Origin of the sequence: Paenibacillus artemisiicola (assembly GCF_017652985.1) — a bacterium.
Taxonomy (GTDB): Bacteria; Bacillota; Bacilli; order Paenibacillales; family Paenibacillaceae; genus Paenibacillus_Z; species Paenibacillus_Z artemisiicola.
Genome location: NZ_JAGGDJ010000078.1, coordinates 1 through 15,149 on the forward strand (window position 1 = coordinate 1; position 15,149 = coordinate 15,149).

General features: G+C 68.0%; 14 protein-coding genes. 7 read left to right on the forward strand and 7 right to left on the reverse strand.

All coding sequences use genetic code 11. From position 1 onward, the window contains the following. A partial coding sequence (locus I8J29_RS32115; RefSeq protein ID WP_208851351.1) for an ATP-dependent DNA helicase occupies positions 1-1,125 on the forward strand: 1,125 nt, incomplete at its 5' end. 44 nt (positions 1,126-1,169) lie between these two features. On the opposite strand, the gene I8J29_RS32120 is transcribed toward I8J29_RS32115, so the two are convergent. Continuing rightward, positions 1,170-1,634, reverse strand: coding sequence for a GNAT family N-acetyltransferase (locus I8J29_RS32120; protein ID WP_177222203.1), 465 nt, complete (start codon positions 1,632-1,634; stop codon positions 1,170-1,172). Positions 1,635-1,873: 239 nt separating this feature from the next. On the opposite strand from I8J29_RS32120, the gene I8J29_RS32125 reads away from it, so the two are divergent. The 3 genes from I8J29_RS32125 to I8J29_RS32135 all read left to right on the forward strand — a co-directional run bounded on the left by I8J29_RS32125 (position 1,874) and on the right by I8J29_RS32135 (position 4,828). Then, complete coding sequence (locus I8J29_RS32125) at positions 1,874-2,386, forward strand: metallophosphoesterase family protein (protein WP_208851352.1); 513 nt, start codon at positions 1,874-1,876, stop codon at positions 2,384-2,386. Further along, positions 2,370-4,373 carry an elongation factor G gene (locus I8J29_RS32130; RefSeq protein WP_208851353.1) on the forward strand — a complete coding sequence of 668 codons (2,004 nt, stop codon included), beginning with the start codon at positions 2,370-2,372 and terminating at the stop codon, positions 4,371-4,373. Before I8J29_RS32125 ends, I8J29_RS32130 begins: the two co-directional genes overlap by 17 nt. Positions 4,374-4,459: 86 nt before the next feature. Next, positions 4,460-4,828, forward strand: coding sequence for a VOC family protein (locus I8J29_RS32135; RefSeq protein ID WP_208851354.1), 369 nt, complete (start codon positions 4,460-4,462; stop codon positions 4,826-4,828). Between the two features lie 456 nt (positions 4,829-5,284). Here the strand turns inward: I8J29_RS32135 and I8J29_RS32140 are convergent, their stop codons facing one another. Together I8J29_RS32140 and I8J29_RS32145 are read right to left on the reverse strand one after the other, a co-directional pair. Continuing rightward, entirely contained in the window at positions 5,285-6,175 is an 891-nt protein-coding gene (locus I8J29_RS32140; protein ID WP_240546641.1) for a hypothetical protein, read from the reverse strand. Positions 6,176-6,698: 523 nt separating this feature from the next. Then, the gene (locus I8J29_RS32145; protein WP_240546642.1) at positions 6,699-7,583 is read right to left on the reverse strand and encodes an SDR family oxidoreductase; all 885 of its coding nucleotides are present in this window, start codon (positions 7,581-7,583) and stop codon (positions 6,699-6,701) included. A 239-nt stretch (positions 7,584-7,822) separates the two neighbouring features. Here I8J29_RS32145 and I8J29_RS32150 point away from each other — a divergent pair, with 239 nt between their 5' ends. Beyond that, positions 7,823-8,800: a helix-turn-helix transcriptional regulator gene (locus tag I8J29_RS32150; RefSeq protein WP_208851356.1), complete on the forward strand. Its 978-nt coding sequence runs from the start codon at positions 7,823-7,825 to the stop codon at positions 8,798-8,800. A gap of 273 nt (positions 8,801-9,073) precedes the next feature. On the opposite strand, the gene I8J29_RS32155 is transcribed toward I8J29_RS32150, so the two are convergent. Continuing rightward, positions 9,074-10,123 (reverse strand): NADH:flavin oxidoreductase/NADH oxidase, encoded by a 1,050-nt coding sequence (locus I8J29_RS32155; protein ID WP_208851357.1) that lies wholly within the window; start codon positions 10,121-10,123, stop codon positions 9,074-9,076. Positions 10,124-10,309: 186 nt separating this feature from the next. Between I8J29_RS32155 and I8J29_RS32160 the strand changes: the two genes are divergently transcribed. Further along, positions 10,310-11,428 carry a nitric oxide synthase oxygenase gene (locus I8J29_RS32160; RefSeq protein ID WP_208851358.1) on the forward strand — a complete coding sequence of 373 codons (1,119 nt, stop codon included), beginning with the start codon at positions 10,310-10,312 and terminating at the stop codon, positions 11,426-11,428. Between the two features lie 78 nt (positions 11,429-11,506). On the opposite strand, the gene I8J29_RS32165 is transcribed toward I8J29_RS32160, so the two are convergent. From I8J29_RS32165 to I8J29_RS32175, 3 genes are read right to left on the reverse strand one after another with little or no spacing between them, the layout of a single operon-like run. Continuing rightward, complete coding sequence (locus tag I8J29_RS32165; protein ID WP_208851359.1) at positions 11,507-12,124, reverse strand: ferric reductase-like transmembrane domain-containing protein; 618 nt, start codon at positions 12,122-12,124, stop codon at positions 11,507-11,509. 17 nt (positions 12,125-12,141) lie between these two features. Continuing rightward, positions 12,142-13,383, reverse strand: coding sequence for an FAD:protein FMN transferase (locus I8J29_RS32170; RefSeq protein WP_208851360.1), 1,242 nt, complete (start codon positions 13,381-13,383; stop codon positions 12,142-12,144). A 30-nt stretch (positions 13,384-13,413) separates the two neighbouring features. Continuing rightward, a complete protein-coding gene (locus I8J29_RS32175) occupies positions 13,414-13,776 on the reverse strand; it encodes a hypothetical protein (protein WP_208851361.1) in 363 nt (120 codons plus the stop codon). A 211-nt stretch (positions 13,777-13,987) separates the two neighbouring features. On the opposite strand from I8J29_RS32175, the gene I8J29_RS32180 reads away from it, so the two are divergent. Next, on the forward strand, positions 13,988-15,149 hold a 1,162-nt coding region (locus tag I8J29_RS32180), incomplete at its 3' end, for a DEAD/DEAH box helicase (protein ID WP_208851362.1).

Here is a 15,149-nt window from a genome sequence, read left to right on the forward strand (position 1 = left end):
CTGCTGGAGCCGGGCGCGGGCGGCGTAAGCGGCGCGAACGCGAGCAGCGCGGCGGAGGCGTCCGCGGACGAGGGGGCCGCCGAGACGGACGGCACCGGAAGCGGCGTGCCCGAAGCCGTCTCCGCGGGCGCCGCTTCCGGATCGCCGGGCGACGCGGGCGGCGGCGCCCGCGTCCCGGTCGGCGAGCTGCCGGGCGGCCGGGAGCTGTTGGAGCTGTATTTCGCCTGCCAGGACTTCGTCCGCGCGGCCAAGCTTTACGACGAACGGTACGTGGCGTACGTCGAATGCGCGCGCAGCGAGGTGCGGGTCAAGCTGTTCTGCCTGGACCCGTCGCATTTGCTGCGGACGATGGGCAAGGGCTACCGGTCGACCGTGTTCTTCTCGGCGACTCTGACGCCGCTGCCCTATTACATGGACATGCTGGGGGGTGACGGCGAGGCGGACTATTCCGTCGTCATTCCGACGCCGTTCTCGCGCGAGCAGCTGGACGTGCTCGTCAGCCCGCTGTCCACCCGATACCAGGACCGGGAGCGGACGAAGGGGGCCGTCGTCGCGCTGCTCCGCCGCGTCACGGCGGAGCGGCGGGGCAACTTTTTGCTTTTCTTCCCGTCCTACGCGTACATGGACGACGCGTACGAGCGGTTCATGGCGCTGCGCGCGGAAGCCGGCGGGGCGGAGCCCGCGGAGGACGGCGCTGCGGAGGAGGGCGAGAACGTGATCGTGCAAGGCTCGCGCATGTCGGAGGAGGAGCGGGAACGGTTCCTGTCGGCGTTTCAAGGCGGGACCGGGGAGCGGACGATCGGGTTCGCGGTCATGGGCGGGATATTCGCGGAGGGGATCGACCTCGTCGGGGACCGGCTGACGGGCGTCGCCGTCGTCGGCGTCGGGCTGCCGCAGGTCGGGTTCGAGCGGGATATCATGAAGGCGTTCTTCGACGGCACGGGACGGAGCGGCTTCGATTACGCGTTCCTCTACCCCGGCATGAACAAAGTGCTGCAGGCGGGCGGGCGCCTCATTCGCTCGGAGCGGGACCGGGGCGTCCTGCTGCTGATCGACGACCGCTACCTGCAGACGCCGTACAAGCGGCTGCTGCCGCAGGAATGGCTGGACTACACGATCGTATAACGGGGCCGGCGGCCCGACGGCGCGCCGCGCGCGGGCGCGGGCGGCTATCCGCGCAGCGATTTCTCGTATACGTTGACCCAGAAGCCGTCGATGACGGAGGCTCCCTGATGGGCGTAGCCGTTGTTCAGGAACAACCGCTTGGCGCCGTGCTGATTGGTCAGCGCGTCGAGGTAGAGGCGGCGGAAGCCGAGCTCGGCGGCCGTTCCCTCCAGCCGGGAGAGCAGCAGCTGCCCGTAGCCGCGCCGTTGGTAGTCCGGATGCACGCGCAGCCGCTTGATCTCGGCGGTCTCGAAGTCGAGCTTCTTGAGGCCGCCCATCGCGACGACCGTGCCTTGCCGGTTCGTGCCGACGAGAAACTCGCCCCCGCCCGACAAGTATTGCTCGTCGATATGGAAAATATCATGGTAATGCAGGTGCGTCGGCTCGACGCCCGCGGCGGCAATGACGAGCAGGTGGAGCCGCCAGATGTCGTCGTGGTCGGCGGTGGAATAACGGCGGATGTGCAGCATCGCGATCGCTCCTTTTCCGGTCTGGGATAACGGCAACGCATTATTATGTAATATAATCTAACATAATATCGAGACTGAGGGAACGGATTTCCGGATAAAACAGGTCGCGCATGGAGATTAAGCTGTGCGAAATTGGTTTTATGGAAGGTGTATGTAAGGTGTTGTCCGTGAGATCGGTTGCTATTGAACCGCGGGTCGTTTTGCCCAATAATGAGGGTAGTAAAGGAGATGAGCGGACCATGAAGGTCGTCGTGGTATCCGATACGCATATGACGCGCATGGCGAAGAAGCTGCCGGACCGGCTGATCCGGGAGCTCGCGGACGCGGACGCGATTCTGCACGCCGGCGATTGGATGACGATGGGGGTGTGGGACATGCTGCGCGCCTACGCGGAGACGGACGGCGTGGCCGGCAACAACGACGGCGCGGACATCGTCGCGAAGTTCGGCCATCGCAAGATCGTCACGCTCGGCGGCGTGCGCGTCGGCCTCGTGCACGGGCATATCGGGACGGGCAAGCGCGCGGATACGGAGACGAACGCGTTCAGGTCGTTCGCGCCGGGCACCGTCGACGCCGTCGTGTTCGGCCATTCCCACGTGCCGGTGAAGCGCGAGCGGGACGGGGTGCTGATGTTCAATCCGGGGTCGGCGGCGGATAAGCGCCGGCAGCCGAAGTATTCCTTCGGCGTATTCACGATAACGGGGGGCCGGCTGCTTCAAGCGGAGCATATCTACTATGACGACAAGAGCTGAGGAAAGCTTAACGCTGCGCAACGTCGGGATTTTCGCCCACGTCGACGCGGGCAAGACGACCACGACGGAGCAAATGCTGTATCAAAGCGGCCATATCCGCGCGCTCGGCAGCGTGGACGCCGGGACGGCGCAGACGGATTGGCTGGACGTCGAACGGGAGCGGGGCATCTCGGTCCGGGCCGCGGTGACGCGGTTCGCCTGGAACGGGACGCCGATCAACCTGGTCGATACGCCGGGGCACGTCGATTTCCTATCCGAGGTCGAGCGGTCGCTGCGCGTGATGGACGGCGCGGTGCTCGTCGTGTCCGCGGTGGAAGGCGTGCAGGCGCAGACGGAGATCATCTGGCAGGCGCTGCGGGAGCTGGGCATCCCGACGATTCTGTACGTGAACAAAATGGACCGGATCGGCGCGGACGCGGACCGCGTGCTCGCCGAGCTGCGCCGGCTGCTGTCGCCGGCCGCCGTGCCGGTCGCGGCGCCGGTCGGCGCGGAGGGCGAATTCGCCGGGCCGGTGGATCTGCTGGACGCGGAGGCGGTCGCGGCTCATCCGTGGGCGGCCTCATGGCGGCTGGCGCTCCTGGAGGCGGCGGCGGAACAAGACGAAGCGCTGCTCGAGGCGTACCTGGAGGGCGGCGAGCTGGACGAAGGCGAGGCCGCCCGCGCGTTGACGGACGGCGCGCGCCGCTCGGCGCTGTTCCCGGTGCTGTTCGGCGCGTCGGGGCGCGGCCTCGGCGTGACGGAGCTGATGGACGCCGTCTTGACGTATTTGCCCGCGGCCGCGGGTTCGGCGGAGGCGCCGGCTTCAGGCGTCGTGTTCAAGATGGAGCGGGACCCCGTCATGGGCAAAATCGCGTACGTGCGCCTGTACGAAGGCACGATCCGCAACCGCGACGCCGTGCACAACCACACGCGCGACGTTCAGGACAAGGTGACGCAGATCCGCCGCGTGCACGGGGCGAAATCGGAGGATATCGGCGTGCTGACGGCCGGCGACATCGCCGCGGTATACGGGCTGAGCCGCGCGCGGATCGGCGACGTGCTGGGCTCGCCGGAGGGCGTGCCCGGCGAGAAGCGGCTGGCGGTGCCGCTGCTCACCGTGCAGGTGCGGTGGGGCAGCGAGGCGGACTATCCCGCCGTCGTCGCGGCGTTCCAGGAGCTCGCGGACGAGGATCCGCTGCTCGATCTGCAGTGGCTGCAGGACGAGCGGGAGCTGCATTTGAAGGTCATGGGGCCGATTCAGATGGAGGTGCTGGCCTCGATTCTGCTCACCCGGTTCAAGCTGGCGGTGACGTTCGGCGCGCCTTCCGTCATCTACAAGGAGACGCCGGCCATGGCGGGCGAAGGGTTCGTCGCGTATTTGGCGCCGAAGCCTTGCTGGGCGATCCTGCGCTTCGCCATCGAGCCGGGAGAGCGCGGCAGCGGGCTCGTGTACAAGTCGCTCGCGCGGGGCGAGCGGCTGCTCGAGAGCTACCAGAACGAGGTGGCGCGGCGCGTGCCGGAGGCGCTGCAGCAGGGGCTGCGGGGCTGGGAGGTCACGGACCTGTCCGTCACGCTCGTCGAGGGCGAGCATCACGTCTGGCATACGCATCCGCTCGACTTCGTCATCGCGACGCCGATGGGCATCATGAACGGCCTGGCGAACGTCGGCACCAAACTGCTGGAGCCGCTGCTGCGCTTCCGCATGTCCGTGCCGGAGGAATACGGCGGCAAGATCATGAACGAGCTCGTCGTCATGCGCGGCGAGTTCGACGCGCCGGTGCTGCGGCAGGAACGCATGGAGCTGGAGGGGCTGCTGCCCGTCGCGACGTCGCTCGACTTCCCGGCGCGGCTCGGCGCCATGACGAAGGGGCGCGGCACGCTGACGACGTTCTTCGCCGGCTACCGCGAATGTCCGCCGGACGTCGACGTTTCGCGCGCGCGGCGCGGCGTCAATCCGCTGGACGAGGCGAAGTATATTTTGTCCGTGCGCAACGCGATGAGCGGGTAGCGACGGGCGGGGCGCTAAGGGCGGCGGCGGCGACCGGGGAGCGCGTAATCGGGCAGGAACCGCGATGCGCGAAGGAGGCGAGGCGGATGAAGGTGAAACGAATCGTGGCGAACATCGCCGCGGCGGACCCGGCGGAGGCGGAGCGCTTCTACGGGGGCGTGCTCGGCCTCGAGGTGCTGATGGACCACGGCTGGATCGCCACGTACGGCACGGCTTGCGAGATGACCGTCCAGCTCAGCATCGCGTCGCAGGGCGGATCGGGAACGGACGTGCCCGATCTGTCCATTGAGGTGGACGACGTCGACGAGGCGTTCGAACGCATGCGGGCGGCCGGCTTCCCGGCGGCGTACGGTCCCGTCGACGAGCCATGGGGCGTGCGGCGGTTCTACGTGCGCGACCCGTTCGGGAAGCTGGTCAATATTTTGTCGCATGCCGCGGGCGGCGGGGGGCGCTGAGGCGGGGCGTCGGACGGCCCCGCCGACCCGTCGCTCCTCATAGCGGCGTTAGACGGGCGGAGCATCCCGCGGCTGCGGCCAGATGATCCGGCATTTGCCCCGATTCGGCGAATTCGGCGGTTTTGCGGCCATGAGATCCGTTATTGGTGCAGTACGGGCTCGATAGTAGCCGTATTCGGCGGAATAACGGCGCTCCTGTCCGGCAAATCGGTCCGGATGGCCGTTTCGGGCAAATAGCGGAACCATTGGCCGCGAACAGGCCGGGAACCGGCGGCAGCGACGCGCGGCAAGCGCAGAAAAGAGGCAGATACGGGACGGATCGTCCGTATCTGCCTCTTTGCGTTCCGGCCGGGCATGCCCGCGCGATGATGCCGGAGCCGGCCTGCACCGGCGCGCAGCCGATTCGGGCGCCGTACGATCGGCTCCGGATCGGTCCCGTATTCGTCCCGGTTTCGGCTATGCCTTCGCGAGCTTGCTCGGATTGTTGATTTTGTACGGGACGGGATGCTTCGTGAGCTTCTTCGCGACGACCTTGGCTTCGAACGTGATCGTGTCGCCGACCTCCAGCGCGAGCTTCTTGAGCGTGTTGCTGTGGCTCGACCATGCGTCGCCGAGCTCGAGCTCCGGTTCGACGATGCTGACCTGCTCGTAGACGATCACTTCGTCGTCCTCCTCGGCGAAGTGGTTCGGCACCGTCGTGAACTCCTTGACGACCGCGGTCATCTTCACCTTCTCCTCCGGGAGCTGCGGCTTGGACGACGTCCGTTTCTTGACGGGCTTCTCCTTCGCGGGCTCCGGCGCCGAGGCCGCAGGCTTGTCCGCGGCTGGCGCGGCCGCCGCGCTCGCCGCCGTATTCGTGGCGTCCGGGACGTCTTCGGCGTTCGTCTCGCTTCCCGTGACGGCGGCGCTTGCCGCAGCGTCCCCGGGCGCTTCCGCGCCGTCGCTTGCCGCCGCATCGCGCTCGGCCGCGGCAGGCACCGTCTCCGTCTCCGCCTGCGCCGCCTCCGCGGGCTCGCCGTCGACGGACGGATCGACGGCGGCGACCGTCCGCTGGCCGTAGCTCGCCGCCTGCATTTCTTTCAGCAGCGAAGGGTGAATCAGGTGCTGCCGCTTGTTCTCGAACTCGATGACCGCGGTCATGAAGTCGACAACCCCGACGATCGCGCAGGGCACGCTGGCGCCGCCGCGCTTGTAGACGAACGGTTTCGATTTGACCGCTTTGTCCGACAGCAGCCCCCACGTTTTGCACTGCGCGATCAGCGCCTCTTCGTCCGCGAACGCGCTGAAGGCGCCCGGCTCGATCGTGAACTTGTAATCCATCCGAACCCAGCCTTTCCGAAAAGCCATAGTTAGCACCAGTTTATCATGTTTCGGCCGGAAAGCGAATGCCGGGGACGGACCGGAGCGGCCTTGGTTTCGAGCCGGCCGTAGGACCGGAAGCGCAAGGGGGAACGGCGGCATGGCTGACGGTTCCAGGTCCGCCGGTCAGTGAAAGGCGGCATGGCTGACGGTTCCAGGTCCGCCGGTCGGTGGACGGCGGCATGGCCGATGCTCCAGGTCCGTTGGCCGGTGAACGGCGGCATGGCCGACGGCTCCAGGTCCGTTGGCCGGTGAACGGCGGCATGGCCGACGGCTCCAGGTCCGTGGTGAACGGCGGGTAGCCGGAGGACGGCTTGAATGGGAGCGCCGGTCGGCCGACGGCACGTCGCCGATGCCGCTGCTGAGGCCGGAAGCGGCGCGCCGCTCGGCATCGCGCCTCCTGCCGTCGCGCACCGGACGCGCGCGCGGGCGTTCACGAGCGCGCCCGCGCGCGCAAACGGCCCGGGAGCTCCGCCATGGAAGCTCCCGGGCCGCGTTCAAGCCGCTGCCGTCACTTGTAAAACCCCTGCTCCTCCGCATAGCGGCCCCAGTGCGGCCGGCGTCCGTCGACGTCTTCGATGCCATAGTCGTCGGACAGGCCCCACGAGGTGAAGATGCGGCCGGTTTTGGCCATGAGATCCGGGTCCGCCGCCAGCGCCGCGATGCCGCGCCCGACGAAGAAAGGCGTCTCCGACTGCAGAAAATGCGCTTCCTGGGCGCCCGCGTCCCGCCAATTCGCCTCCGTCACGCCGAAGTGGTCCAGCATTTCCTCGGAGCGCAGAAAGCCCGGCGTCACGACCACGGCGGCGACCCCGTGCGGGCGCAGCTCCGCCGCCTGGGCTTCGGCCAGGTGGATGACCGACGTTTTCGCCAGGCTGTACGGCAGATTGCCGCGGTACCGGTAATCGAAGCCGTCCGTGATCTCCACGATCAGCCCGGAGCCCCGGCGGACCATGAGCGGCGCGCCGTAGTAGCTCGTGATGAGGTGCGAGTGCACCGCCCGCCGCTGCATGAGCAGCGCTTTGTCCAGCGAGCCTTCCCAGAACGGCGTCCCCCATTCCGTCAGCGATTCGCCGCCCCATACGTCGTTGATCAAAATATCGAGCCGGCCGTCCTGCTCCTCCGCGACCCGCGCGAACAGCGCTTGCACCTCCTCCGGCACGGTGTGGTCGACGCGCGCCGCGATGCCGCGGCCGCCCTGCTCCGTCACGAGCGCCGCCGTCTCCTCGATCGTCTCCGGCCGTCCGATGTCGGACGGGTTGCCGCGCACGCTCCGGCCCGTCGCGTAGACGGTCGCGCCCGCGGCGCCCAGCATCGCGGCGATCGCCCGCCCCGCGCCCCGCGTCGCGCCGGCGACGACGGCGATTTGGCCATCCAATGGTTTTGCGTTCGTCAACACGATTCCTCCTCCGCATGTTGCAAGATTGCGATAATCATCCTGCCTGTAACCGGGAATCAACCCGACGTCATCAGTATATCCTTCAAACATGACAGCTATTGTCTTATTCGCATGGTAGAATGGAACAAGATTCAAGGAGCGGCGAACGCTGCGAAATCGGCGGCGCACACTCGGAGCGGAATCGTTTCAAACGCGGGCATGCCGCTTCAATCGGACCAAATAGGAGGCGGAGCATCATGCGTGCGGATCGGCTATTGGCGGTGCTGGCCCTGCTGCAGGCGCACGGCAAATTATCGTCGAAGGAAATCGCGGAGAAGCTCGAGGTGTCCGAGCGGACGATCCACCGGGACATGCAGGCGCTGAGCGTCGCGGGCATCCCGGTGTACGCGGACCGGGGCAACGGGGGCGGCTGGTCGCTGCCGGAGGGCTACCGCAGCCGGCTGACGGGCATGACCGCGGGCGAGATCTCGTCGCTGCTCTTCCTGCAGGCGTCGGACGTCGTCCGCGATCTCGGGCTGGCGGGCAGCACGCGGTCGGCTATGAACAAGCTGCTCTCGGCGCTTTCGCCGGCGGCCCGCCGCGACGCCGAGATCGCCCGCGAACGGCTGCACGTCGACGGCGCGGGCTGGCGCGACGCCGGCCCGCGCGAAGCCGGCGCGTCGCTGGCCGTCGTGCAGGAAGCGGTCTGGGCCTCTAGGAAGCTTCGCGCGATGTACCGCTCGTCCGACGGGGAGGCGGCCAAGGAGAGGCTCCTTCGGCCGCTGGGGCTCGTCGTCAAGTCGGGCATCTGGTACGTTATGGCGATTGCCGAGCCGGACGACGAAGTCCGGACGTACCGGGTGTCGCGGATGGAGGAGGCGCGGATGACGGACGAGTCGTTCGAGCGGCCGGAAGGATTCGATCTGGCGGCGGCCTGGGAGGCGTCGCTCGTCCGGTTTCGCGACCGGCTGCCCCGGTACGACGCGACGGTGCTTGTCGCCGCGAGCGCCTGGAGCCGCTTCGGGCGGGAACGGTTCGTCACGGTCGGGAGGCAAGCCGACCGCGGCGGGGGATGGATCGAGGCCGAGGCGGAGTTCAATACGCTCGACTCGGCGGTCGGCGTGCTGCTCGGCTACGGCAGGCTGGCGAAGGCGCTCGCCCCGCCGGAGCTGCGCGCGCGGGTCGCCGAGGAGGCCCGGGCCGTCGCGGAAGCCTACGCGGAGGATGCGGAATAGCGCCGCGCGCGTGATTCGTCCGACGCGCGCCGAGGCGCAACCGGCTAGCGAGCGGCCGGCCCGCGCACGGCCTCGGGCACGCCGCCCGGCGAATACGCCCCCGCGGTCGTAGAGCCTAACGGAGCGGGACTGGCGCCGCGCGGCCGGCGCGTCCCGCGGCCGGGTCGCGGCCCGGACACCTCGACGGCCGGCGGCCCGCGCGAAAAAACGGCCCGACGGGCGAGCGGAACCTTCCGCTTCGCCCTTCGGGCCGTTTTCGCGATCGCGCCGGAATCAATACCCGCGCGTATACGGGCGCGGAATGAGCTCGGCGGCCTCCGCCGCGGCTTCGCGGCCGGAGGCTGCCGCTTGCACGGCGTGCAGCGCCCAGTACGGGTCGCGCAGCATGCCGCGGGCGACCGCGACGAGGTCGGCGTCGCCGTGCGCCAGCGTCGCGTCGGCGAGCTTCGCGTCGTCGAGCAGTCCGACGGCGATGACCGGCACGCCGAGCGCGGCCTTCAGCCCGCGCGCGAGCGGCACCTGGTAGCCGGCGTACAGCGCGGAGCCTTGGGCGCCGACCGGGCCTTCGCCGCCGCTCGAGACGTGGAAGACGTCCACGCCGGCGTCGCGGTAGCGGCGGAACATTTCCAACCCGCCGGCCAGGTCGTAGCCGCCTTCGGCGTATTCCGCGGCGGACACGCGCATGATGAGCGGCATATCCGGCGGCATGACGCTCTTGACCGCTTGGACGACCTCGCAGCCGAACAGCGCGAGATCCCGGCCGTACGCGTCCTGCCGGTTATTGACGAGCTTCGAGTGGAACTGGTGGATCAGGTAGCCGTGCGCCCCGTGGAGCTCGATCGTGTCGACGCCGGCTTCCACCGCGCGGCGGGCGGCGTCCTTGAACTTGCCGGCCATGGCGCGGACTTCGTCCGTGCTCAGCGCGCGGGGCACGGGGGACGACGCGCCGAACGGAATGTCCGACGGACCGACCGGCTGCGCGGCGTCCTGCGCCTTGCGGCCGGCGTGGGCGATCTGGATGCCGACCTTGGCGCCGTGCTTATGCGCCTCCGAGACGATGCGGCGGAAAGCCGGGATATGATCGTCCGACCAGAGGCCGAGACAGTTGTCCGTGATGCGTCCGTCCGGTTCGACGTTCGTCATCTCTATAAGGATAAGGCCCGTGCCGCCGACGGCGCGGGATATGTAATGCACGTAATGCCACTCGTTCGGAATGCCGTCCTTGGCATCGACCGCGTACTGGCACATGGGAGCCATCACGATGCGGTTGCGCAGGGACAAGCCTTTCAGCTGATAGGGGGTATAAAGCCGGTTCCGGGTCAAACGGCGTCACTCCTTCTTTCGGTCCGAATTAGAAATCCCGAGCAGATCGCTCCGCTCTATGTGCCATTATATAGCTAATACTTACTTAATTAAAGTTAAATTAGTAAGATAACCTACTTACCCGGGAAATCCCGCCGCGAATCCGTTATAATGGAACCATCATCAAGAACCGGGCAGGGATCAACCATGCAAAATCAACTCACGGCCGCCGACTGCGGCGCGCTGCTGCAAGAGGCCGAACGCTTCATCCGCCAGTACGGCACTGAGCTCGGACTCCCGCAAGACGCGACCGAGGCCAGGCTGGCGTACATCAAGGACGAGCTGGAGGCGACGGGCGCGTATGTCCATACGGCCGACGAGCTGGCGTACGGGGCGAAGCTCGCCTGGCGCAACAGCAACCGCTGCATCGGGCGGCTCTTCTGGGATTCGCTCGTCGTGCAGGACGCGCGCGCGGCCGGCACGGAAGAAGAGATGGCCGAAGCCTTGTTCCGCCATATCGACTATGCTACCAACGGCGGCAAAATCCGTCCGACGATCACGATTTTCGCGCCGACGGCCCGGGCGGAACGGCCGCGCGCCCGGATCTGGAACGAGCAGCTGATCCGGTACGCCGGCTACAGGCAGGCGGACGGCACCGTCGTCGGGGATCCGGTTTCGGCGGACTTGACGGAAGCGTGCGAGGCGCTCGGCTGGCGCGGGGCCGGCACGCCGTTCGACGTGCTGCCGCTCGTCGTCGAGGCGGACGGCCGAGGGCCGCGCTGGTTCGAGCTGCCGAAGGACCTCGTGCTCGAGGTGCCGCTCGTTCACCCGGATCTGCCGGCGTTCGCGGCGCTCGGGCTCAAATGGTACGCCGTGCCGTTCGTCTCCAATATGCGGCTCGAAATCGGCGGCCTGCATTACACGGCGGCGCCGTTCAACGGCTGGTACATGGGCACCGAGATCGGCGCGCGCAATCTGGCGGATCCGTTCCGCTACGACCTGCTGCCGAAGCTGGCGGCGCTCATGGGGCTGGATACGGCCAAAGAGTCGACCTTATGGCGGGACCGGGCGCTCGTGGAAATGAACGTGGCGGTGCTGCATTCGTTCAAGGCGCGGGGCGTGACGATCGTCGACCACCATACGGCGAGCCGGCAGTTCGCGCTGTTCGCGGAGAAGGAGCGGCAGCGGGGCCGCGTGCCGACGGGCCGCTGGTCGTGGCTCGTGCCGCCGCTGTCGCCGGCGACGACGGGCATCTTCCATGCGCGGTACGAGGATACGGAGAACAAGCCGAATTATTTTTATCAGCCGACGCCTTACGGGGGATGAATATCGCTGGCGTAACGATCGACTATCGAATAAGGGACGGAGCCTCGGCTCCGTCCCTTATTACGATCGCGCATCGGTTCAAGGGCGCGGCGCATGGTCGCGCAGCGCGGAACGTTTGGCCGGCGGGGGGATGATCACGACCTGTGGCTCCGCGTCCTTGGCGGACTTGTTCATGGATCCGCGAGCCGCGGTCAGGCCGAGCAGCAGCACGACCGCGAAGCCGTAGACCAGCCGCAGGGCCGGCGCGCCGCTGTCGCTGCCGAGGAAGAAGCCGTGAACGAGCGCGAGGAAGAAGACCGGGTAGGACAGCAGATGAAACGCGAGCCATACCGGGCGCTTCAGCTTGTTCCGCAGGTCCGTCGTCAGGATGACGAGCAGCAGGCCGTAGCCGCTCAGCGTGCCGAGCCCGCTTAATACCGGCTCGTAGGAGGAGCCGAACGGCACGAGCAGGCCGAACCAGGAGTACGGCATATACGTGTCGATGACCGTGACCGCGCCGTGCAGCAGGCCGACGGCCGTGCCGGCGACGGTGAAGAAGGCGTGCAGCCGGTAGAGGCGCCGCTTGGAGCCGCGCGGCCAGAACTCGAAATTGTACGAGATGCCGATCGCCATGCCGATCGTGATCAGGCAGAAGGACGCGATGCCGGCAGCCCGGATCATGAACCAGGTGGGCAGTTGAAGCAGCAGGTCCGCCATATGGCTCCCTCCTTCGATTACGTGAAGTTCCTCTTAACGGCGGGCACGAGGCGTACGGCCGGCAAGCCGGTCCAGCGCGTTCCGAGCGACGCCGGGTCGCCGTAGAAGACGAGCTCCCGGCCGCGGGTGAAGAGCAGCGCCTCGACCGGCGCTCCCGTCCGGGCGAGCAGGCCGAGCCCGGCTTCGGTGCCGAGGATGCACAGCGTCTTCGCCCAAATCTCGCAGGCAACGGGGTCGTCGCCGGACGCCGTGCACTGCGCGACGTCGCTGTCCGACGGCGCCATCGCCGCGGGATCGATCAGATGATGGCGGTCGCCGCCGGCGGCGGTCCACCGGCGGCCGAGCGTGCCGGACGTGGCCGAGGCGCCTTCGCCGAGGAGCAGCTGGCCGATGTCGCGGCCGGGCTCCCACGGGTGCTCGATGCCGATGCGCCAAGGGCTAGGCCGGCGGACGGCGGCTTCGGCGCCGCGAGCATCGGCTGGCTGGCCCAAGGGCGCGGCAAGCGCGCCGCCATGCGCGGACGGAGCAGCGGCCGAGGCCGAGGCGCCGCCAGGCTCGGGCGCTGCTCCGGCAGCGCCGGGCCGCTCGCCGCGCGAAGCCGCAGCGGCGGCTTCGCGTCCCCAGACGGCGAGGTCGCCGCCGGCGTTGACGATGCCGTACGCCGCGCCGCGCGTGCGGCGCAGCCAGTCGGCCAGCCGTTTGACCGCCCAGCTCTTGACGATGCCGCCCAGATCGATGGACGCGCCGCGGGGCAGCCGGACGGCCCGCATATCGGGTTGGATCTCGATGGTTCGCAGGGATGGCGGAAGATTAACGGGTGCGTTAACGGGTACGTAGGCAGGATGCGCGGATGCGCCGCGGCCGGATTCCGCGGGCGCGCGGACTTCCCGACCGGCCAGCTCGTCGAACGACCGGTCGTAGCCGCTGCGTTCCAGCGCGGGCAGGATGAACGGATCGAATGCGCCGTTCGTCAGCTTCCGGTACACTTCCGCGAGCCGCAGCACTTCCAGCATGGCGGCGGACACGAGACAATCCGCGCCGGCGCGTTCGTTCAGGCGGACGAGCTCGCTGGCCGGTCGGAAGCGGCTGAACCGTTCCTCGACGTACCGGAACCAGGACGTCGCGTCCCGTGTCAGCCGCTCACGTTCCTCGCCGCCGCCGCAGGGCAAGGTGCACGAGATCGCGGTATTCATGGCGCGGAAGCGCAGCGTGAACGGCGGCCTTTCGGCCGCCGCCGAGGGGGGAAGGACGTTGTTCATGCGAAGCTCCTTTCCGCCGTCCGGCGCGAATTACGATCGGCTCGTGCGCGTGTCGGAGCCGTCTCCGCTTTGCGGCGGCCGCGCGTCCATGGCGCCCGAGCCGTCCCGGCTCTCCTGCCCGCCGTGCCGGCCGAAGCGCCGGCCTCCGCGGCCTTGGTCCTGCCAGGCTCCGTCGCCCGAAGGCGTCTCCGCTTGACCCTGCCATTCGCGCATGACGGCATCGCCGTCGTCGGCTTGCGCCTGCAGGTCGTCGGGTCCGGCGCCTTTCGCGGCCGCTTGCCGGTCGAGCGCCTGCTGGAACTGCGGGCCGGAGCGGACGAATTGAAAGACGAGCACGAGCAGCACGGCGCACGCCGCGCCGATTTTCCACTTCAGCCACTTCGCGGCCTTCATGGGACCAGCCTCCTTTCGGGCGGATCATCCGCTTGCTCCCGATTATAGCGGGGGGATATGAAGGAGATTTGAAGCGGAGGCTGAAGCAAAAAATTTCCTTTCCCTGCGCGTAAAGGGAACATTCGGTACATGAGCGCCGCCGGAATGTGGTAGGATAGGAATACCGGTTGAGAGACGGGTCGGTTTTCGATTAATAAATGAGGTGGAACTAGTGGCAGGTTTTGAACAATTGGGCATCGCGCAGGCAAGGGCGCAGTCGCTCCGGAACGAAGGCATCACGGAAGCGACGCCGATCCAGGAAAGCGCGATTCCCGTTATTTTGCAGGGCGGCGACGTCATTTGCCAGGCGCAGACGGGCACGGGGAAGACGCTGGCGTTCCTGCTCCCGATGCTGGAGAAGGCGCGGGCGGACAAGGACGACGTGCAGGGCTTGATCCTGACGCCGACGCGCGAGCTGGCGCTGCAGATCACGACGGAGCTGAAGAAGCGGCTCGCGGACGGGGACGGGCTCAGCGTGCTCGCGGTGTACGGCGGGCAGGACGTGGAGTCGCAGCTGCGCAAGCTGAAGCAGGGCGTCCATATCGTCGTGGCGACGCCGGGCCGGCTGCTCGACCATATCCGCCGGGGCACGGTGAAGCTGGGCGGGGTGCGCATGCTCGTCCTGGACGAGGCGGATCAGATGCTGCACATGGGCTTCCTGACCGAGGTCGAGGAAATTCTGGCGCAGATGCCGTACCGCAAGCAGACGATGCTGTTCTCGGCGACGATGCCGGCCGGCGTCCGCTCGCTGGCGGCGCGGATCATGATCGAGCCGAAGGACATCACGGTGCGCGCGCCGCAGGTGACGGTCGAGGGCATTCGCCAGCTGACGGTCGAGACGGGCGCCCGCGACAAGAAGGAGCAGCTGAAGCGGCTGCTGGAGGAGCATAACCCGTTCCTCGGCGTGATTTTCTGCCGGACGAAGAAGCGGGCGAGCGAGGTCAACGAATATTTGCAGGAGAACGGCTTCAACAGCCAGGAGCTGCACGGCGATCTGTCGCAGGCGAAGCGCGAGCAGGTCATGAAGCGGTTCCGCAACGCGAAGGTGCACCTGCTGGTGGCGACGGACGTGGCGGCCCGCGGCCTTGACGTCGAAGGCGTGACGCACGTGTTCAACTTCGACATTCCGGACAACGCGGAAAGCTATATTCACCGCATCGGCCGCACGGGCCGCGCGGGCGAGGACGGGCTGGCGATCACGCTCGTGTCGCCGCATGACCGGCTGGAGCTGGCCGCCATCGAGAAGGGCATCCGGATGTCGATCCCGCGGGAAGGCCGCGCGGGCGGCGCGCCTGCGCGCCAAGCGCGCGCGGCGGGCGATCGGCCCCGCGAGG